General features: G+C 64.0%; 17 protein-coding genes. 12 read left to right on the top strand and 5 right to left on the bottom strand.

Annotated features, from left to right (window positions below; genetic code table 11):
• The first annotated feature begins 141 nt into the window (after positions 1-141).
• The 10 genes from VVD49_RS17515 (at position 142) to VVD49_RS17470 (ending at position 11271) form a co-directional block, all read left to right on the top strand.
• The gene (locus tag VVD49_RS17515; RefSeq protein WP_327600503.1) at positions 142-1164 is read left to right on the top strand and encodes an ABC transporter substrate-binding protein; all 1023 of its coding nucleotides are present in this window, start codon (positions 142-144) and stop codon (positions 1162-1164) included.
• A gap of 7 nt (positions 1165-1171) precedes the next feature.
• On the top strand, positions 1172-2062 hold the full coding sequence (locus tag VVD49_RS17510; RefSeq protein ID WP_327600502.1) for an ABC transporter ATP-binding protein: 891 nt from the start codon (positions 1172-1174) through the stop codon (positions 2060-2062).
• Positions 2055-2918 carry an ABC transporter permease gene (locus tag VVD49_RS17505; protein ID WP_327600501.1) on the top strand — a complete coding sequence of 288 codons (864 nt, stop codon included), beginning with the start codon at positions 2055-2057 and terminating at the stop codon, positions 2916-2918. The genes VVD49_RS17510 and VVD49_RS17505 overlap by 8 nt, the downstream gene beginning before the upstream one ends.
• A gap of 4 nt (positions 2919-2922) precedes the next feature.
• Positions 2923-4293, top strand: a complete 1371-nt coding sequence (locus tag VVD49_RS17500) for an amidase (protein WP_327600500.1) — start codon at positions 2923-2925, stop codon at positions 4291-4293.
• Between the two features lie 344 nt (positions 4294-4637).
• On the top strand, positions 4638-5984 hold the full coding sequence (locus VVD49_RS17495) for a sulfatase family protein (RefSeq protein ID WP_327600499.1): 1347 nt from the start codon (positions 4638-4640) through the stop codon (positions 5982-5984).
• A gap of 346 nt (positions 5985-6330) precedes the next feature.
• Positions 6331-7410, top strand: coding sequence for a methionine ABC transporter ATP-binding protein (locus tag VVD49_RS17490; protein ID WP_327600498.1), 1080 nt, complete (start codon positions 6331-6333; stop codon positions 7408-7410).
• On the top strand, positions 7400-8053 hold the full coding sequence (locus VVD49_RS17485; protein WP_327600497.1) for a methionine ABC transporter permease: 654 nt from the start codon (positions 7400-7402) through the stop codon (positions 8051-8053). The genes VVD49_RS17490 and VVD49_RS17485 overlap by 11 nt, the downstream gene beginning before the upstream one ends.
• 83 nt (positions 8054-8136) lie before the next feature.
• Complete coding sequence (locus VVD49_RS17480) at positions 8137-8928, top strand: MetQ/NlpA family ABC transporter substrate-binding protein (protein ID WP_327600496.1); 792 nt, start codon at positions 8137-8139, stop codon at positions 8926-8928.
• Between the two features lie 24 nt (positions 8929-8952).
• Positions 8953-10335 carry an FAD-binding oxidoreductase gene (locus tag VVD49_RS17475; RefSeq protein ID WP_327600495.1) on the top strand — a complete coding sequence of 461 codons (1383 nt, stop codon included), beginning with the start codon at positions 8953-8955 and terminating at the stop codon, positions 10333-10335.
• Between the two features lie 93 nt (positions 10336-10428).
• The gene (locus VVD49_RS17470) at positions 10429-11271 is read left to right on the top strand and encodes an HAD family hydrolase (RefSeq protein WP_327600494.1); all 843 of its coding nucleotides are present in this window, start codon (positions 10429-10431) and stop codon (positions 11269-11271) included.
• A 160-nt stretch (positions 11272-11431) separates the two neighbouring features.
• On the opposite strand, the gene VVD49_RS17465 is transcribed toward VVD49_RS17470, so the two are convergent.
• Positions 11432-12277: a class I SAM-dependent methyltransferase gene (locus VVD49_RS17465; RefSeq protein ID WP_327600493.1), complete on the bottom strand. Its 846-nt coding sequence runs from the start codon at positions 12275-12277 to the stop codon at positions 11432-11434.
• Positions 12278-12584: 307 nt separating this feature from the next.
• On the opposite strand from VVD49_RS17465, the gene VVD49_RS17460 reads away from it, so the two are divergent.
• A complete protein-coding gene (locus tag VVD49_RS17460; RefSeq protein WP_327600492.1) occupies positions 12585-13256 on the top strand; it encodes a carboxylesterase family protein in 672 nt (223 codons plus the stop codon).
• Between the two features lie 68 nt (positions 13257-13324).
• Here the strand turns inward: VVD49_RS17460 and VVD49_RS17455 are convergent, their stop codons facing one another.
• The 4 genes from VVD49_RS17455 to VVD49_RS17440 form a co-directional block, all read right to left on the bottom strand.
• Entirely contained in the window at positions 13325-13597 is a 273-nt protein-coding gene (locus VVD49_RS17455) for a DUF2164 domain-containing protein (protein ID WP_327600491.1), read from the bottom strand.
• Between the two features lie 54 nt (positions 13598-13651).
• Complete coding sequence (locus tag VVD49_RS17450) at positions 13652-14149, bottom strand: GNAT family N-acetyltransferase (RefSeq protein WP_327600490.1); 498 nt, start codon at positions 14147-14149, stop codon at positions 13652-13654.
• Positions 14150-14217: 68 nt separating this feature from the next.
• On the bottom strand, positions 14218-15402 hold the full coding sequence (locus tag VVD49_RS17445; RefSeq protein WP_327600489.1) for a YeeE/YedE family protein: 1185 nt from the start codon (positions 15400-15402) through the stop codon (positions 14218-14220).
• 137 nt (positions 15403-15539) lie between these two features.
• Positions 15540-16505, bottom strand: coding sequence for a sulfurtransferase (locus VVD49_RS17440; protein ID WP_327600488.1), 966 nt, complete (start codon positions 16503-16505; stop codon positions 15540-15542).
• A 485-nt stretch (positions 16506-16990) separates the two neighbouring features.
• On the opposite strand from VVD49_RS17440, the gene VVD49_RS17435 reads away from it, so the two are divergent.
• A complete protein-coding gene (locus tag VVD49_RS17435; RefSeq protein WP_327600487.1) occupies positions 16991-18802 on the top strand; it encodes a phosphatase PAP2 family protein in 1812 nt (603 codons plus the stop codon).
• The last annotated feature ends 43 nt before the right edge of the window (positions 18803-18845 follow it).

Raw genomic sequence — 18845 nt, 5'->3', positions numbered from 1 at the left:
CTGCCTTGCGTGGTGTGCAGCATACGCGATCGCCGCTGGAATGCCTGGCGTGCCCGTCGTTACTCACTTATGCCATATGGCATGCAATCTGCTAAATGCCATCACCCTCAACACCGATGGCATATGAAAGTGAAACGGAACATGACACGCACACTCAGATCGACGCTTCTCGGCTTTGCAGCTGCCTTTATCTCCGTCGCCGCTTTCGCACAGGCTGCTCCCAAGCCTGAGGTGACGGATATCCGCTATCAGGGATGGGCTACCCAGGTGACATTCCCGGAGCTGGCCGAAGACCTCGGCTACATTGCTCCCTTGAAGCTGAAGTGGGTGGGCAATACGATCAGCGGCCCGCAGGACGTGCAGTCCGTCGCGACAGGTGAGATCGACATCGGTGGTGCCTTCAATGGTGCGATCCTCAAGCTGATTGCAGCGAAAGCACCGATCAAGCCGGTACTCGGCCACTACGGCATTGACGACAAGAACTACCACGGCTTCTTCGTGCTCGATAACAGCCCGATCAAGAGTGCGCGCGACTTCATCGGCAAGAAGGTGGGCGTCAATACGCTGGGGGCGCACATCGAGTTCACCTTGCGCGAATACCTGACGCGCAATGGCCTGACACCTGACGAGATCAAGCAGGTGACGCTGGTTGCACTGCCGCCGGTCAACACCGAGCAGGCCCTGCGCCAGGGGCAGATCGACGTGGCTGCCTTGTTCAGCGTGCTGCGCGACAAGGCGGTGGAGCGGGGCGGTGTGCGTGCGGTGTTCACCGACTACGAGCTGTTCGGCAAGTTCACGGCTGGCACCTATGTGCTGAACGAGAAGTTCATCAAGGCCAACCCGAATGCCACGCATCTGCTGGTGACCGGCGTGGCGCGCGCCATTGATTGGGCGCAGACCCAGCCGGTCGAGGTCGTGCGTGCGCGCTTCGAGAAGATCATCGTCGCGCGTCAGCGCAACGAGGATACGTCCAGCCTCAAGTACTGGAAGAGCACCGGCATTGCCAACAAAGGTGGCGTGGTCGAGGACAAGGAGCTGCAGATCTGGATCGACTGGCTGGCCAAGGACGGTGTGATCAAGCCCGGTCAGCTGAAGGCCAGCCAGACCTACACCAACGCCTTCAACGATTACGCGAAGAAGCCGCCTGTCGTCGCGGCGAAGTGAGGCGGCCATGAGCATACAGACGACAGCAAGCAAGATCAGCTTCCAGCAGGTGCGCAAGGAGTTCCTCGTGCGTGGCAACGGGCCTGGCAATGCATCTGGCAAAACAGGTAGCGACGCAGCCCAGCGCTTCGTGGCGCTGGAAGACATCAGCCTGGATGTGAAGGCCGGTGAGTTCCTCGCGCTGGTCGGACCCAGCGGCTGCGGCAAGTCCACGCTGCTGGACTTGCTCGGGGGGCTGACCACGCCTACCAGCGGGCGTCTGCTGCTCGATGGCAAACCGATTACGGGGCCGGCGCGCGATCGGGGCATCGTGTTCCAGCAGTACGCGCTCTACCCCTGGCGCACGGCGCAGCAGAACATCGAGTTCGGGCTGGAAGTGGCTGGTGTGGCGCGTGCCGAGCGGCGCGAGAAAGCTGCGCATTACCTCGCTCTGGTCGGACTATCGGCGTTCGCCGACCGCTATCCACACGAATTGTCGGGCGGCATGAAGCAGCGCGTGGCCATTGCGCGCAGCCTCGCCTACGAGCCCGAGGTCTTGTTGATGGATGAGCCTTTCGCCGCACTTGATGCGCAGACCCGCGAAGGGCTGCAGGTCGAGTTGCTGCGCATCTGGCGGCGTACCGGCAAGACCATCCTGTTCATCACGCACAGCATCGACGAGGCGGTGGTGCTGGGGCAACGCGTGGCGGTGATCACCGCACGCCCCGGCCGTATCAAGCAGGTCGTGGATATTCCGGATGCATTGCATAGCGAGACGGAGGACGTGCGTTCCTTGCCGCTGTTCGGCGAGGTACGCCACCGCATCTGGGAGCTGCTGCACGACGAGGTATCGCGCGCGACCGTGCTCGGTCACAAGCCCGTCGCAACGATTGAGAAAGAGGAGTTGAGCCATGCCTAGTGCAGAACTGACGACAGCCAGCCTGTCATTGTCCGCAAATGGTGGAGAGGCTGCGCAGCACGACAGGCGCTTCCTGCGACGCCTGGCGTCACTTGCGTCGAAGGTGTTCGATCGCACGGCTGTCTTGCTGTTGCTGGCAGCCGTGTGGGAGGTGGCGCCACGCGTGGGCCTCACCGATCCCGTTTTCCTGCCGCCGCTGTCGGAGGTGCTCGCCGCAGGCTGGCAGCTCACGTTGAAAGGGCAGCTGACGGAGCACCTCGGCGCCAGCCTCGGGCGCGCCCTGGTGGGCTTTCTGCTGGCCATCGTGATCGCGATTCCACTCGGCTTGCTGATCGGTTGGGTGCCACGTGTGGCGAACTTCCTGAACCCGCTGATCGAGGTGCTGCGCAATACCGCGCCGCTGGCCTTGCTGCCCGTGTTCATCCTGCTGCTGGGCATTGGCGAAGTGTCGAAGATCTCGCTGGTGGTTTACTCGGCGGCCTGGCCCTTGTTGATCAACACCATCGGCGCCGTAAGGCAGGTGGATCCCCTGTTCATCAAGGCCGCACGCACTATGGGCGCGACGCCCTTGCAGCTGTTCCACAAGGTGATCCTGCCCGCAGCCTTGCCGAGCATTTTCGTCGGCGTACGTATTGCCAGCGCGAGTGCCGTACTGGTGCTGGTGGCGGCGGAAATGGTGGGCGCGAAAGCGGGTCTCGGTTTCCTCATCATCTACTCACAGTACAACTTCCAGATCGACCTGATGTACTTCGGTATTCTCGCCATTACTTCGATCGGGCTCGCCTTCAACTACGCGCTGCTGTGGCTGGAGCGTCGCTTCACCGGCTGGAAGATTTCGGCTGACGCGAAGGGGTGATGCGATGAGCTCATCAACCGCCAATCCTGGCGATCTGCCGGCCACCGAACTGCTCGGCCTGTATCGCAAGAAAGCCCTGTCGCCCGTCGAGGTGACGCAGGCAATCCTGACGCGCATCGAAGCAACGCAGCCGGCCTACAACGCTTATCGCCTGGTCGATGCCGACGCGGCGCTGGCCCAGGCGCGTGCCTCGGAGCAACGCTGGTTGCGTGGTGAAGCGCTGAGCGATGTCGATGGCATTCCTGCGGCGTTCAAGGACTTGTTGCACGTTCGCGGCTGGCCCACGCGCAAGGGCAGCCTGGCGACGCTGGACACGCCACAGGCGGAAGACTCGCCGGTCGCGGCACGCCTGCGTGAAGGTGGCGCAGTCCTGCTCGGCAAGACCAACACCGCGGAGTTCGGCTGGAAGAGCATCACCGAGAGCGCGCTCGCCGGCGTTACGCGCAATGCCTGGAGCACGGCACACACGCCGACCGGCAGTAGTGGTGGCGCGGCGACGGCTGCTGCACTTGGCCTCGGGCCGCTGCAGATCGCGACCGATGGTGGCGGCTCGATCCGCGTGCCTGCGTCGGTGAGCGGCGTGTTCGGTTTCAAGCCCAGCTTCGGTCGCGTGCCGGGCTACCCGCCCGCGCACAACGGCAGCCTGTTCCACCTCGGGCCGCTCACGCGCACGGTGAGTGACGCGGCGCTGCTGCTCAACACCATCAGCGGCTTCGACGCACGCGACTGGACCAGCCTGCCGCAGACCGGGCGTGACTGGCGCATCGGCCTCAATGACGGCGTGCGCGGCCTGCGCATCGCCTACAGCCGCACCCTGGGTTACGTGAAGGTCGCGCCGCATATCGCCGAGGTGATCGACAAGGCAGTCACCGTGTTCAGCGAGCTCGGCGCCATCGTGGAGGAGGTCGATCCGGGTTTTACCGATCCGCGGCCGATTCTCGATGTGCTGGCAGCGGAGCGCGCCATACGCCTCAAGCGCGAGATACCGCCTGAACGCTTCCATCTCGTCGATGAAGAGATCCGCGAGCATGTGGAGCGTGCCTCACCCTATACGCTCACCGACTACGTTGCCGCCAGCGAACAACGCCAGTCGCTGGCCATACTGCTACGGCACTTCCACGAGCGCTACGACCTGCTGCTCACGCCGGTACTGGCCGACTCGGTGCCGAAGCTCGGCGAGCGTGCGAACGCGCCGTTCAGTGTGCCCTTCAATCTCACGCAGCAACCTGCGGCCTCGGTGCCGGCGGGCTTCGATGTGAACGGCTTGCCGGTGGGCTTGCACATTGTCGGCCCGGCGCATCGTGATGATCTGGTGCTGCGTGCGGCGCGGGCCTTCGAGGCGACGCAGGTGCAGCGCTGGCCGTCGGTGGGGTGAGCCGAAGTAGCGCTTGGGCACCCACGTGGTGATGAGAGGCCGCTGGTTCAACCGAGGGGTATGCGCCGCAGTTCCCTCTCCCTGAGGGGCGAAGCAAGGGTTTCGTGCAGCATGCTGCACGCTTGCGTAGCCGACTGGCAGTGCAATGCCAGTCGTGGGGCGCGGAGCGGGGTGGTGCGTCAGCACCGGGAGAGGGGGAAAGCGTCCATGTACGACAGGCTTGGTTGTTGATTCCCCTTACCCCTCTCCCGCCCCTGACGGGGCACCCTCTCCCTAATGGAGAGGGAACGGCAACTGTTTGCCGGCGCTTTGCGTCGTGCCCTAAGCGCACAAACGAGGACAGCATGAGTACCACCCAACCCAACATCATCTTCATCCTCGCCGACGATCTAGGCTATGCCGACCTCAGCGTCTACGGACAGAACGAATACGACACGCCGCACCTCGACAAGCTCGCCGGCGAGGGCGTGCGCTTCACGCAGGCCTATGCGAATTCTGCTGTCTGCTCGGCGACGCGATTCGCACTGATCACCGGCCGCTACCAGTACCGCCTGCGTGGCGGTCTGGAAGAGCCGCTGGCGGGTACGGGCAGGGCGCATGGCTTGCCGCCCGAGCACCCGACCCTGCCATCGCTGCTGCGCGATGCCGGCTACACGACGGCGCTGATCGGCAAATGGCACCTCGGGCAATTGCCGAGCTTCGGCCCGCTCAAGAGTGGTTATGACCGCTTCTTCGGCAACTACGGTGGCGCCATCGACTACTTCACGCACAAGCCGGGCGTGGGCGACGCGCTGGCACCTGATCTCTACGAAGGCGAAGTGCCGGTCGAACGCACCGGCTACTACACGCAGATACTCGGTGACGAAGGCGCGAAGTACATCCGCGAGTCGACCGGCGAGAAGCCGTTCTTCCTGTCGCTGCATTTCACCGCGCCGCACTGGCCCTGGGTCGGGCCGGAGGACGAGGCTGTGTCGCGTAGCCTCGACGATCTGTTCCACTACGACGGTGGCAACCTCAAGATCTACGCGAAGATCGTGCAGGCGCTCGACGCAGCAGTCGGCCAGGTCACCGCAGCGCTTGACGAACGCGGCATTGCTGACAACACCATCGTCATCTTCACGAGCGACAACGGCGGCGAGCGCTTCTCGAAGATGTGGCCCTTCACCGGGCAGAAGACCGAGCTGCTCGAAGGCGGTCTACGCGTGCCGACCATCCTGCGCTGGCCGGCGCGCATCGCGCCGCAAGTTCAGGAGCAGGTGACGATCACCATGGACTGGCTGCCGACCCTGCTCGACGCAGCGGGCGCGAAGGTGGATGCCGATTACCCGCCCGATGGCGAGAGCATCCTGCCCGTGCTCACCGGCAGCCGCGCCAGCTACCCGCGTCAGCTCTACTGGCGCTACAAGGCCAATGCCCAGCGTGCGGTGCGCGACGGCAACTGGAAGTACCTCAAGATCAATGACCAGGAATTCCTCTTCGACGTCGTCGAGGACGTGCGCGAGCGCGCCAACCTCAAGGACAAGCAGCCGGAAGTCTTCCAGCAACTGCGCAACCAGTGGGAAAGCTGGAACAGCTGGCAGCTGCCGCTCAACGACGAGATCTACTCGGCCGGTGTGTCGCCGGACATCCAGGCAGACCGCTATGTGCCCGAAGCGAAGAAGCGGCGGCCGCCGGGTACGCCGTTGAGCTGAAGGCACGCGGAGACGTGTTGCATATGAAGCGACGCGTGACCTCGGTGCGATAGACCCCGACTCCGTCATTCCCGCGAAAGCGGGAATCCAGTGGCTTTGCCGTGCTGGCCTAGGCTGGACGACAAGTTCAACGTCGCTGGATTCCCGCTTTCGCGGGAATGACGGACAGGGGCACGATCAGTCCCCGGCAAGCTTGCGCTGAGTCAAGCAAACGGGCTTTTGCAAAGATGTTATCTGCGTAAGCTTCACGGTTTTTCTTGGTTGGGGAGCCGCCTGCGTCTGGGTATCGTCGGCTCCTTGATTGCGGGGCATCGGTGCTCCGCGAGCCCGGTACGAAACCCGTTTCATGATCAGGATAGAACACCTCTCCCAGCACTATCGGGACGCGCAAGGCGGCGAGCTGCATGCCGTGCGCGACGTTTCGCTGCACATTCCCGCCGGCCAGATCTTCGGCATCATCGGCCGCAGTGGCGCTGGCAAGAGCACGCTGGTGCGCAGCCTGAACCTCCTGCATCGGCCCACGAGCGGCACGGTGCATGTCGCCGGGCGCGCGCTGACAGCACTCACGCCGGACGCACTGCGCCAGGCACGGCGCGAGATCGGCATGATCTTCCAGCACTTCAACCTGCTGACTTCGCGCAATGTGTTCGACAACATCGCGTTGCCGCTGGAACTCATCGGCCTGAGTCGCGACGAGATCCGTCGTCGTGTCGATCCGCTGATCGAACTGGTCGGGCTTTCGGATCAGCGCTTGCGCTATCCGGCGCAACTCTCGGGCGGGCAGAAGCAGCGCGTGGGCATTGCACGTGCGCTGGCGAGCCAGCCCAAGGTGCTGCTGTCCGACGAGGCGACTTCGGCGCTCGACCCGGAAACCACGCGCGCGATTCTCGACCTGCTGCGCAAGATCAATCGCGAGCTAGGCCTGACCATCGTGCTGATCACGCACCAGATGCAGGTCGTCAAACAGATCTGCGATCGTGTCGCAGTGATGGACGCGGGCCGCATCATCGAGGAAGGGAGCGTCATCGACGTGTTCCGTGCGCCCCAGCATGCCGTCACACGCGCACTGCTCGGCGACGTGATCGCGCATGAACTGCCGGCCAGCGTGCTCGCGCGCCTGCGCAGTCAGGCCGTGCGTGGTCGCGTGCTGCGCCTGTCCTTCGTCGGTGATGATGTCGACCGGCCCTTGCTGTCGGAAGCGGTCAGGCGTTTCGGGTTGGACTTCAGCATCCTGCATGGCCAGCTCGACGAGATCCAGGGCCAGCCCTTCGGCAGTCTCACGCTGCTGAGCCAGTCGGACGCGCAGACAATTGCCGCGGTGCAGACTTTCCTCGCTTCGCATGGCGTGCGTAGTGAAGAGTTCGATGTCTTGCCTGCCGTGCAGCCGGTCGAGCTTATAAGTGAAGGAGAGCGCCATGTCGCCTGAGCTGCTCGCGCTTTTCTGGAGCTCCTTTCTCGAGACCCTGCTCATGGTCGGAGTCGCTGGCGCAGTCGGTGGCCTGATCGGTATCCCGCTGGGCATCGCGCTGCACGTCACCGATGCGCAAGGCATGCTGCCGCACCCCTGGCTCAATCGCGTACTCGGCATCGTCGTGAATGCCGTGCGCTCCACTCCGTTCATCATTCTGCTGGTGGCAGTGATTCCCTTCACACGCCTGCTCGCCGGCTCGTCCATCGGTACGACGGCAGCCATCGTGCCACTGACCATCGCCGCCGCGCCCTTCATTGCACGCCTCGTCGAGACGGCTCTGCGCGAGGTTGATCGCGGGCTCGTCGAAGCGGCACAAGCGATGGGCGCCACGCATGTGCAGATCGTCCGCAAGGTGCTGCTGCCTGAAGCGCTACCCGGCATCGTCGCGGCGCTGACCGTCACGCTCGTGAGCCTCGTCGGTTACTCCGCGATGGCTGGGGCCATCGGTGGTGGCGGGCTCGGCGACCTCGGTATCCGCTACGGCTACCAGCGCTTCCTGCCCGAAGTGATGCTGCTGGTCGTGCTGGTGCTGATCGGTTTCGTGCAACTCGTTCAAAGCCTGGGCGACCGGCTGGTGCGGCGTCTTTCGCATCGCTGACGCAGCCTGTGAGAGGCCGTCATTCCCGCTTTCGCGGGAATGACGGAATAGGGATTCGATTTCTTTCTTGAGGGGATATACACATGCAATACCGTCGTCATCTATTGCTCGCCACCTTGTTGGCCACCGCATTCAGCCTGCCTGTCGTGGCGCAAGAAAAACCCATCAAGATCGGCGTCACCGCCGGCCCGCACGCGCAGATTCTCGATGCCGCGCGCAAGGTCGCCGAGCGTGAAGGGCTGAAGATCCAGATCGTCGAATTCACCGACTACATCCAGCCGAATGCAGCGCTGGCTGCGGGCGACCTCGACGCCAACAGCTACCAACACAAGCCTTATCTCGATCAGCAGATCAAGGATCGTGGCTATCCCTTCGCCTCGGTCGGTTACACGATAACCTTCCCGATGGGCGTGTACTCGCGCAAGACGAAGTCGCTGGACGCGTTGAAGGAAGGCGCACGCATCGGCATTCCGAACGACCCTACGAACGGCGGCCGTGCCTTGCTGTTGCTCGAAGCCAAGGGCGTCCTGAAACTCAAGCCGAACATTGGCCTCAAGGCTACGCCGCTCGACATCGCCGACAACCCGAAGAAGGTCCGCATCGTCGAGATCGATGCAGCCCAGTTGCCACGTTCGCTGGATGATCTGGATGCTGCAGCCATCAATGGCAACTACGCCGAGAGCGCCGGCCTCGATCCGATTCGCGACGGCATCGCCGTCGAAGGCCCGACCGGCCCGTATGCCAACTTGATTGCCGTGCGCGCTGCCGACAAGGACAAGCCCTGGGTGAAGAAGCTGGTGACGGCCTATCAGTCGGCCGAAGTGAAGCAATTCATCCGCACGACCTTCAAGGATTCCGTCATCCCTGCCTGGTAAGCAGTCCGTACTGGCCCGCCCGCCATGGATGCCTTGATCCGCGCGCTGCGTGAAGCTCTCGGCCACGCCGCAGTGCTGACTGGCGAGGGGATTCCGGTCGCACACGAGCGTGACTGGAGTGTCGTTCCGGCACAGCGTCCGCTGGCTCTGCTGCGACCCGCGAGTACTGCCGAAGTCGCGAGCGTGCTGCGCCTCGCACACGAAGCTGGCGTGGCGGTGGTGCCGCAGGGCGGGCTGACCGGTCTCGTTGGCGGCGCCACGCCGCGTGCCGATGCGCTGGCGCTGTCTCTCGCGCGCATGAGCGCCATCGAGGAAATCGACGCCACTGCGGCGACGATCACGGCGCAAGCCGGCGCGACGCTGCAGGCCGTGCAGGATGCCGCGACGGCGGCTGGTCTGCTGTTCGGCGTGGATCTCGCCCCGCGCGGCAGCTGCCAGATCGGCGGCCTGATCTCGACCAATGCGGGCGGCACTGGCGTCATCCAGTACGGCAGCATGCGCGCGCAGGTGCTCGGCCTCGAAGTGGTGCTTGCCGATGGCACGCTGCTGTCGATGCTGCGGCCCATGCTCAAGAACAACACGGGCTACGACCTCGCGCATGCCTTCATCGGTGCAGAGGGCACGCTGGGTGTCGTCACGCGCGCCATCCTGCGGCTGCACCCGAAACCACGTACCCGCCTGACCGCGCTGGTGGCTTTGCCCGACTACGCGGCCGCCACGCAACTGCTGCAGACGCTGCGCAGCGCATTGCCCGGCAGCATCGCCGCGTTCGAGCTGATGTGGGACGACTTCCTCGCTGCGGCATCCCGTGCAACTGCACAGGCCTTGCCGTTCGCCGGCGCGCCGCCGCTTGCTGCGCTGGTGGAGTTCAGCGGGCCGGACGCTTCAAGCCTGCAGGCAGGCATCGAAGCGCCGCTGGCTGCCTTGCTGGAAGCAGGCAAGGTGCTGGATATCGTGCTGGCACAGTCCGACACGCAGGCCGCAAAGCTGTGGCGCTTGCGTGAATCCGTCGGCGAGATACTCATGCGCTTCACGCCGCTCAACTTCGACATCAGCCTCCCGCTGGCCGCCATCGGCACATTCGTAGCGGCTTGTCGTGCGCAGCTGCAGGCGCACTGGCCGGGGTGCGAGGCGCTGTTCTTCGGTCACCTCGGCGACGGCAATCTGCACATCATCATCGACGTGACCGGGTTGCCCGATGCAGGCGAAGCGATCGAGGACGCGATCTATGCGCTCGTAGCGCAGGAGCGCGGCAGCATATCCGCCGAGCACGGCATCGGCCTGCTCAAGAAGCACTATCTCGCGCTGAGCCGCAGCCCGGCAGAACTGGCCGCCATGCGTGCCATCAAGCGCGCGCTCGACCCGCGGGGCCTGATGAATCCGGGAAAGGTGCTGGACGTCGATTGAGTAAAGGGGCGCACGAGGGCGTCACCGCTGGAGCTGCAGGCACGGATGCGTGATAATGCCGAAGTCATGTCCGATTGCTGAAGGAATCCGCGCGTGAAAAGCTTTTACGTCTCAGACCTCGACGGCACCTTGCTGGACGGCAGCGGCCAGCTCTCGTCGCAGTCGCTGAACATCCTCAACGAGCTGTTGCATGATGGTCTTGTTTTCACCGTGGCGAGCGCACGCAGCGTGTCGTCCATGCGGCCGATCCTGCATGGCCTGTCGTTGAACCTGCCCGTCATCGAGTTCAACGGAGCGTTCATCACCGACTTCACCACCGGCGAACACCTGAGCGTCAATGCGATGCCGCGCGAAGTGGTCGAGAGCATTTGCGCGCGCATGCGCTTGCATGGCGCCGAACCCTTCATTTCGAGCTTCGACGGCGTGCGCGATCGTGTGCACTACAACGAGATGCGCAACCTCGGCATGCAGAACTATCTGGCGCAACGCCTGGCGCAGCGGGACCCGCGGTTCGGCTGTCCTGCAAAGCTCGAAAAAGCCTTCGCCGAACAGGTCGTGTGCCTGACCCTGATTGGCGAGTACGCACCGCTGGCTGCCTTGCAGAGCGAGATCGAGGCCTTGCATGCCGATGCCGTCGAGACGCACCTGTTCGACGATCTGTACTTCCCCGGCTGGCCCTGGCTCACCGTGCATGACCGGCGTGCGACGAAGGATCAGGCCATACACAGGCTTGCAGTCGACTACGGTCTCGAATCACACGAGCGTGTCGTCTTTGGTGATCAGCTGAACGATGTGGGCATGCTCAAGGCCGCGCATCGAGGCATCGCCGTCGCCAATGCCGTTGATCTCGTGAAGCGCAGCGCATCCCATGTCATCGGCCACCATACGGAGCATGCCGTTGCGCATTTCATCCGTGAGGACTGGCTACGGCAGTAGATCTCACCGGAAGCAGGGCGGCGTGCCAGATCCGACTTGCGTGGCGACCGGTCCCGGATTGCGCTTTGCTTATCCAGGCTACGCAAACTGCATGACGCCGACGCGCCCGTGACGTAGCCTGGATGGAGGACCGCAGGCCCGCAACCCGCGATCAGCCTGCTCAGGACGCGCGCGGCTTGCGCGCCGTGATGAAGATCAGGTAACGCTCGAGCAGGATGCCTTCCGGTTTGCGATAGGCCTCCAGCTTGGTCTGCAAGGCACCGCGGAAGCGCGTTTCTTCGCTGGGGTCGAACTTGCCAAGCGAGTTGCCGAAGGAGCTGCTGCGGCTCCATTCGAGCAGGTCCTGTGCGTGCGGTACGGTGTCGACGATGGTGCGCGTGCCGCCGCGGTAATCGCTGAAGCCGGCGGCGTCGATGAGGGCTTGCAGCTGAGCGTTGCTGACGGCACCGAGCTGGCGACCGTGCGGTTGTTTGTCAGCGGGAATGCCGGCGGCATCCGCTGCGTCGCGCAGCAGGGTGGCGGATTGATGCGGACGCTCAGCATCGCCGCTATTGAGGCCGAGACGGCCGCCCGGTTTGAGCACGCGGAAGATCTCGGCGAGGGCCTTTGGCTTGTCCTCGACCCAATGGAACACGCTATTGAGATAGACGACGTCGAAGCTGTTGCTGGCGAACTGCGACAGGTCTTCAGCGCGGCCGACATGAACCTCGAAGTTCGGCTGGCCCTTGCGTGCAGCGATGTCCACGCGATGAGGCAGGGGGTCGATGCCGAAGACGCGACCATTCGGCGAAACCTTCTCGGCCACATAGGCGCCCAGCAAGCCGGTGCCGCTGCCGATGTCCAGCACCTGTTCGCCGGGTTGCGGATCCAGGTCGGCGATGAGTTGCTTGCCGTGATTGAATTGACGCACGCCGACGCGATCGTAAGTCTCGGCCAGTTCGGGCGAGTCGAGATTGAAGTTGACCTGGCGACGCGGCACCGAGTCGAGGAGGTGTGTCTGACTCATGGCGATGACCTCATGGGATGGGTGGGTGGACCCTTGTCATGCAATATGGGTGCCATCTCGCGGCGGGGATTTGCCTGCCACGGCAGGCCTGTGCGCCAGCTGCATGCAGAGGCCCTTGCCCGGCGCAAGGCTTGCTCAGAATTGGCCACGTCGCCGCTGGCCTTGCTCGTTTGACAGCAGCCTTTTTGCGAATGCGTACGCATGATCTCCCGGCGCTGGCGGTCTTGCGCGACGGCACAGCTCTTGCCTTGTCTGTCTGGTCTTCGCATGCACTGCGAAGCTGGACCCATTATCCGGAGGACATGTCATGAGCATCGAACGTCGAAGTGTGAATACCGCGCGCCAGATCCTGCCCTATCTCTTTCGCGCTGCCGACGTCAGCGGTCGCGATGCGCCGCTGGTGGTCTTCCTGCATGGCGCGAAGGATCGCGGTACCGATCTTGGCCAGTTGCTGGCCTGGGGTTTTCCGAAGATCGTGGCCGAGGCCGATTCGCTGCCGTATCACTTCCTTGCTTTGCAGATTCCTGCCGAAGCCACCTGGCCGGATTGGCGTGACGAGTTGTTCAGCCTCATCGACTCGGTCAGCGCCAAGCACAATGTGGATAGCAGCCGCGTCGTGCTCTCGGGCTTCAGTCTCGGTTCTGCCGGCACCTGGCTGCTGGGCAGCGCCCACGCGGAGCGCTTTGCGGGTCTGGTGATCGTGTCGGGGCGCGTGCCCGAAGGCATTGACGATGCGCGCCTCGACAAGCTGCGCCATACACCGCTCTGGGTGTTCCATGGCGAGCGCGACGACAAGGCCCCGCTGATCGACGCGCAGCACGCCGTCAACGCGCTGCGTGCCAAGGGAAGCTCCGTGTTGTTCACTGTCGTGCCGGAGGGTGACCACTTCATTGCCGAAGCGGCCTATGGGGATCCGGCCCTGCAGCGCTGGCTGGCGAATATTCCAGCGGTGCGGCGGCCGCAGGCGGCTGCGGCTTGAGGAGACGCGACGGCGAGCCTGGCCTCGTCAGTGGCGGCGGAAGGGCGGCAAGGCGCGGAGCGTTCGCATCATTTTCCCTTGCGCGCCTTGTCGAACTTGCGCCAGTACTGGAAGGGGTCTTCGTTCACTTCGATGTCGAGGTCCCCGACCTGCTTTTGTAGCCGCTCCTGCACGTCGAGCACGGCCCGGTTATAGATCAGCGGGCCGATCTCTTCGATGAAGTAGCCAAGCAGGGCGCCGGCGGTGACGTTGCCGATCGGCTCCTCCATGTTCTCGCGGAAGTAGCGTTCGATGGAGGCGACGGCTTCGGCGCGGGCCTCCTTTGATATTTCGATTGTCATGATGTCGCTTCGCAATGATTGTGGGGAGGAACGCCAGCGCGCGTTCCGACTGCCTCATGCCGGGTTCAGCAGGGCCATGGCGTAGGTGTCACAGTACCTGCCGGCAATCAGGCTCGCATTGCGGCGGGTGCCCTCGTGCTGGAAGCCAATGCGCTCATAGAGGGCTATGGCGACCGGGTTGTCCACGCGTACGGAAAGCTCGATGCGCGTGAGTCCCTTGTGCCAGGCCTTGGCGATGGTGGTGTCGAGAAGCTTCCTGCCCAGACCCTTGCCGCGCACGCGCGGCAACAGACCGATGCCCAGCGTGCCGATGTGCGCACGGGATTCGCCCATGACGGGCAGGATGTCGCACCAGCCGACAAGCTCGTCAGCTTCAAGTGCCACGAACTGGCAAAGATCCCGGGCGATGATGTTGCGGTAGAACACGAGGGATTGTTCGAACGGCGGCGCTTGCACGAAAGCGAGGTAACGCTGTTCGCGAGCCACGACGTCGAGCACGGCATGGAGGCTGGCGAAATGTCGCTCTTCGTTGGGGCTGATGGTGAAGTCCATGGTATTCGCGACAGAGGCTGGAACAGCATTCTGCAGCCGCCCGCCAAACCAGGAAAGAGGCGCCTGCGTCAGCGCCCCCAGCGCTGCCGCAGGCGCCAGCCCAGCCACAGGCCTGCCAGCGCGGAGAGCGCGAACACCCAGCCCGATACTGCACCGGCCATGATGCCGGAAAGCAGGGTGCCCACCGTGCAGCCGAGGGCGAGCATGGCGCCCCAGCCCATCAGCACGCCACCGAACAGGTTGCGTGCGAGTGCGCCGAGACCGGGCTTCACGGGCTTGAATTCGCCGGCCAGAAGGGCCGATGCAAAAGCGCCGAGCACGAGGCTGACGACGAAGGCGCCGTTCTTCGACCACAGTGTTTCCTTGATGACGGTCGCGCAGCCGCTGAAGGTGTCCAGCCCCTCCAGTCGCTCGGGCAGCCAGCCTTGTGTATTGGCCGCCGTGCGGGCAATGCTGCCCAGCTCGGCGGTGACGCCGAGGGGGCCGACACGCAGGTAGGAAAGCGCGGCCAGCGTACCGATCAGGATGCCGCCGACATAGGCGGGCCAGCGCCGTTGCCACCAGACCAGGGGCGCTGCCTGCGCCTGCGGACGATGCGCATGCGCCAGCCACAGTGCGAGGCCGCCGAGCAAGGCGAGCTGCAGCGCGACTGAGCCACCGTAGCCGAGCAGATTGGGCAGCCACACCACGGGAGCCTCCTGGATGGTGGCGAGGTAAAGCGTGTTCCAGCTGGCGAAGCCAAGGATGAAGCCGATGCCTGCGCCGAGCAGGGCTACGGGCGAGGCCAGCGAGCCTTCTCCGAGGCGATAGAGATGTGCACTGATGCATGAGCCGGAAAGTGACATGCCCGCGCCGAAGCTGAACGCGCCTGCGGCGAGTACCCAGCTCAATGGGCCGACGTGTGCCTCCGGTGGCAGGCGCCCTGGTGCCGGCACCGGCAGGAAGGCGCCGAAGACGAGGTGATAGCCCAGCGTGCCGACGACCAGCGCGGCGATGATGCCGAGCAGTCCGCGTGCGTCACGCTGGTCGAGGAAGTCGCGCGTCACGCAGAAGAAACAGAAACGCGCGCGCTGCAGCAGCACGCCGAACGCGATGCCGAGCAGGGAGGAGAGCGCGAGGTCGCGCTGGTTCTCCAGGCCGCCTAGCCAGGCGCTCAGGGCGATGGCAAGTGCCAGCACGAGCACGGCAGGCAGCAGGCGCTTGAGCGGGGGAAGCGTGGCAACGGGGAGCGATGAGTCGGGTAGTGCAGACATGGTGGCTGGCTCAATGAGCTGAGGCGAACACATGCAGGAAAAAAAGGGCGCACTGTGCGCCCCATTGCCTTTGAGAGCCCATGAATCCGCAGGTCGGAAAAGCACGGGCTCCGGAAGGTCGCGAACCGCCTCTCGGCTTACTTGCCGCCCCACACCGTACCGGCGAGATTGACGACCGGCACGCCGACGGCGTTGCCGTACTCCGTCCAGGAACCGTCGTAGTTGCGGACGTCATAGCCGAGCAGTTTCTTCAGCGCGAACCAGGTGTGGCTGGAGCGCTCGCCGATGCGGCAGTAGGTAATCACCGGCTTGCTGCCATCGACACCGGCTGCAGCGTAGAGCTTGCGCAGCTCGTCTACCGACTTGAACGTGCCGTCGGCTGCGACAGCCTGGCCCCAGGGGACGTTGGCCGCTCCGGGGACATGGCCGGCACGCACGGACAGTTCCTGCACGCCGGCGGGCGCGAAGACCTTGCCGCTGTACTCATCGGCAGAGCGGATGTCGACGAGGACTGCATTGCTCTTCTTCTCTGCCGCAGCCACCACATCGGGCAGGCGCGCGCGCAGGGCATTGTTGGTCGCGCCGATGCGGATGGTGCCGGCTACGGGCGTACGTGCTACGGCTGCCAGCGGACGGTTCTCTGCCTCCCACTTCTTGCGCCCGCCATCGAGCAGTTTCACGTTCTTCACGTTGTAGATGTCGAAGACCCATGCACCCCAGGCGGCGAACCAGTTGTTGTTGTCACCGTAGAGCACGATGGTATTGCCATCCGACACGCCGGCCTGACGCAACAGTTTCTCGAAGTTCTGCGGTGTAGCGATATCGCGGCGCACCGGGTCGACCAGATCCGTGTGCCAGGCGACGTTGTATGCACCGGGAATGTGGCCGCGCTCGAACACGCCCGGCGTCACGCTCACCTCGATGATGCGCAGCTTCGGGTCGTTGATGTTTTTCTCCAGCCAGTCGGTGCTGACGAGGAACTCAGAGGCCTGCGCGAATGCGGCCGAAGCCCCCAGCAGCGCAGCGGCGGCGATCAGGAAACGGGTCGCCAGGAAACGACCGAACTTGCGTGCGCTTGCAGCACGAGGGTAATGCAGTGGCATGAATGAATCCTCCGTGAAATGACAAGTCATTCTGTAGAGAACTCCCCGGGTAGCAGAACGAATAAGAAATGAATTGCATTGCAGATGCAGCTACAAGCCGGCTCCTCCATCGGAGGTTTGCGCCGGCGCATCCGCCATTTCACGCAAGCCTCTCGGCTTGTCCTTTTGTCTGTCGGTTCGTGCGCAGCCTGTCTGCTGCATGGACAGCAGTGCCTGTTCATCGCGCTTGAATCCCGACAGATTTGATGTGCGCTCCACGTGCGGTCTTCAGGCGCAGGCCTGCTGCAAGCGCAGCAGTTCGGTGAGCACATGTCGACGCGTTGCGCGCAAGGCAGCACTTCAAAGGCCTTGTGCCCATGCTATTGCACTCAGGCAGCCAAGCTTATGCAAATGGCCTGCGTGGAACAGCCCTTGCGTTGTCGTCCTGCCGCGATCCGGCGCGTGGTGTGCCGGGCTTCGCGATGCCCATAATGCAAGGAGCAAACATGACGAAACAGCAGGACTTGGAAGTGCGTCCAGATACGGTGCCGGCTGTTCCTGCCGGCGAGACCATTCAGCAGGGGACTGCAAGTGGACGACGCGCATTCTTCGGCAAGGCCGGCGCATTGAGCGGAGCATTGCTGGCCGGCGGTGCAGCACAAGCGCAGAGCGATGCCGGCGTGCCGGATCTGCGCGTGTTGAACGAGCGCGGTGGCGACCTGAACCAGCAACTGCGTCGCGAGACGCTGCGTGTGCGCGTCGACCGCGCCAAGGCCAACTACGATCAGGCCATCCCTAACCATCAGAACAACGGTGACGAAGAGCGCTATGCCAACAAGATCGGTAGCGATACGCGCGGCCTGCCGCACAACGCGCGCGGCGAGGTCGATCTGAAGGCCTGGGGCGAGTTGAAGGCTGCGCTGGCGACGGGGCTGCCGGCGGACTTCGAGAAGGTCACACTGGGCGGCACGCGCAAGCTGGTGAACCCCATCGGTACGCTGTCGTTGAACCTCACCGGGCTCGGCCCGAACCAGATCGCCATTCCGCCAGCGCCCGCACTTGCCAGCCAGGAGAAGGCCGCCGAGGCGGTCGAGATCTACTGGCAGAGCCTGCTGCGCGATGTGCCGTTCAGCGAGTATCGCGACGATACGCGCAACGAGTTGGTACGTGCGGCAGCGGCCGAGCTGTCGCGCCTGCCGGGCTATCAGGGGCCGCGCAATGCAGAGGGCAAGGTGACGCCTGCGCTGCTGTTCCGCGGCACCGCGCGCTATGTCGATCCGTCGGACCCGAGTGGTCGCAAGGCGAAGAGCGTGGCGCCGGTGGGCGTGCTGGTCGGACCCTACATCTCGCAGTTCCTGCTGCGCGACGTGCCGTATGGCCTGCAATCCATCTCCGGCACCATCCGCGCGCAACTGCCGGGCAATGACTTCCTGCTCAATCCGGAGGAGCTGCTCGGCAATATCAGTGGCCAGGCACACAAGCGTGTCGTGCGGCTGGATGCGAAGCCGCGCTACCTGTCCACCGGTCGCGACCTCGCTGAATACTCACGCGGTGGTGCGCCGGGTTTCTGGGCGGCCTCGCAGATTCTCTCCACGGCGCGTAGCAATGATCCGCTTGTGGTGGGTGGCATCGGTGCGCCGCTGGCGGCCAGCAATCCCTATCTGAAATACAAGGTCACGCAAGGTGCCAACGCGAGTTTCGGCGCACCTTTCGTGCAGTCGCTGATTCCGCTGGCGACGACGCGCGAGATCCGCGCCAACTACTGGCAGAAGTGGTTCGTGCACCGCGTGCCGCGGCCGGAAGCCATCTCCAATCTCGCCCATCAGCGCCTGGCGAAAGGGGTGAGCGACATTCCGCTGCACGATGACTTCCTCAAGTCGGATGCGCTGTCGCGCAGCCATGCGAAATACGGCGTGCATCTGCTGTCGCACGCCTATCCTGATGGCGCGCCGTATCACAGCTCGTATCCAGGCGGCGCCTCGTCAGCTGCGGCCATCCACGCGACCCTGCTCAAGGCATTCTTCGACGAGAGCTTCGTGATTCCCGACCCGGTGCAACCGGACCCGAATGATCCGACGAAGCTGATTGCCTATGTCGGGCCACCGCTCACCGTGGGTGGCGAGCTCAACAAGCTGGCGGCGAATCTGGGGTGGGGCCGCAACTTCGGCGGCATCCACTTCCGCTCGGACGCGGGAGCTTCGCTGCCGCAGGCAGAAGAACTCGCGCTGAGTCTGCTACGCGATGAGCGCTACACCTTCCGCGAAGACTTCGCGGGCTTCAGCTTCACCCGCTTTGACGGTAGCAAGGTGACGATCTGATCGGGGAATGAAAAATGGCGAGCCTGGCTCGCCATTTTTTTGT

The organism is Uliginosibacterium silvisoli, from assembly GCF_036017035.1.
GTDB classification, from domain to species: domain Bacteria; phylum Pseudomonadota; class Gammaproteobacteria; order Burkholderiales; family Rhodocyclaceae; genus Viridibacterium; species Viridibacterium silvisoli.
Note: the sequence above shows the minus strand (reverse complement) of the source record. Positions and strands in the feature narration are given on the sequence as shown.

What these genes read in the sequence shown, in the direction of transcription:
- VVD49_RS17440 (WP_327600488.1), bottom strand. Translation starts at nt 16,505, where the DNA reads ATGCCACTGCATTACCCTCGTGCTGCAAGCGCACGCAAGTTCGGTCGT.
- VVD49_RS17475 (WP_327600495.1), top strand. Translation starts at nt 8,953, where the DNA reads ATGGATGCCTTGATCCGCGCGCTGCGTGAAGCTCTCGGCCACGCCGCA.
- VVD49_RS17480 (WP_327600496.1), top strand. Translation starts at nt 8,137, where the DNA reads ATGCAATACCGTCGTCATCTATTGCTCGCCACCTTGTTGGCCACCGCA.
- VVD49_RS17505 (WP_327600501.1), top strand. Translation starts at nt 2,055, where the DNA reads ATGCCTAGTGCAGAACTGACGACAGCCAGCCTGTCATTGTCCGCAAAT.
- VVD49_RS17490 (WP_327600498.1), top strand. Translation starts at nt 6,331, where the DNA reads ATGATCAGGATAGAACACCTCTCCCAGCACTATCGGGACGCGCAAGGC.
- VVD49_RS17485 (WP_327600497.1), top strand. Translation starts at nt 7,400, where the DNA reads ATGTCGCCTGAGCTGCTCGCGCTTTTCTGGAGCTCCTTTCTCGAGACC.
- VVD49_RS17510 (WP_327600502.1), top strand. Translation starts at nt 1,172, where the DNA reads ATGAGCATACAGACGACAGCAAGCAAGATCAGCTTCCAGCAGGTGCGC.
- VVD49_RS17515 (WP_327600503.1), top strand. Translation starts at nt 142, where the DNA reads ATGACACGCACACTCAGATCGACGCTTCTCGGCTTTGCAGCTGCCTTT.
- VVD49_RS17435 (WP_327600487.1), top strand. Translation starts at nt 16,991, where the DNA reads ATGACGAAACAGCAGGACTTGGAAGTGCGTCCAGATACGGTGCCGGCT.
- VVD49_RS17455 (WP_327600491.1), bottom strand. Translation starts at nt 13,597, where the DNA reads ATGACAATCGAAATATCAAAGGAGGCCCGCGCCGAAGCCGTCGCCTCC.
- VVD49_RS17460 (WP_327600492.1), top strand. Translation starts at nt 12,585, where the DNA reads ATGAGCATCGAACGTCGAAGTGTGAATACCGCGCGCCAGATCCTGCCC.
- VVD49_RS17495 (WP_327600499.1), top strand. Translation starts at nt 4,638, where the DNA reads ATGAGTACCACCCAACCCAACATCATCTTCATCCTCGCCGACGATCTA.
- VVD49_RS17500 (WP_327600500.1), top strand. Translation starts at nt 2,923, where the DNA reads ATGAGCTCATCAACCGCCAATCCTGGCGATCTGCCGGCCACCGAACTG.
- VVD49_RS17445 (WP_327600489.1), bottom strand. Translation starts at nt 15,402, where the DNA reads ATGTCTGCACTACCCGACTCATCGCTCCCCGTTGCCACGCTTCCCCCG.
- VVD49_RS17450 (WP_327600490.1), bottom strand. Translation starts at nt 14,149, where the DNA reads ATGGACTTCACCATCAGCCCCAACGAAGAGCGACATTTCGCCAGCCTC.
- VVD49_RS17465 (WP_327600493.1), bottom strand. Translation starts at nt 12,277, where the DNA reads ATGAGTCAGACACACCTCCTCGACTCGGTGCCGCGTCGCCAGGTCAAC.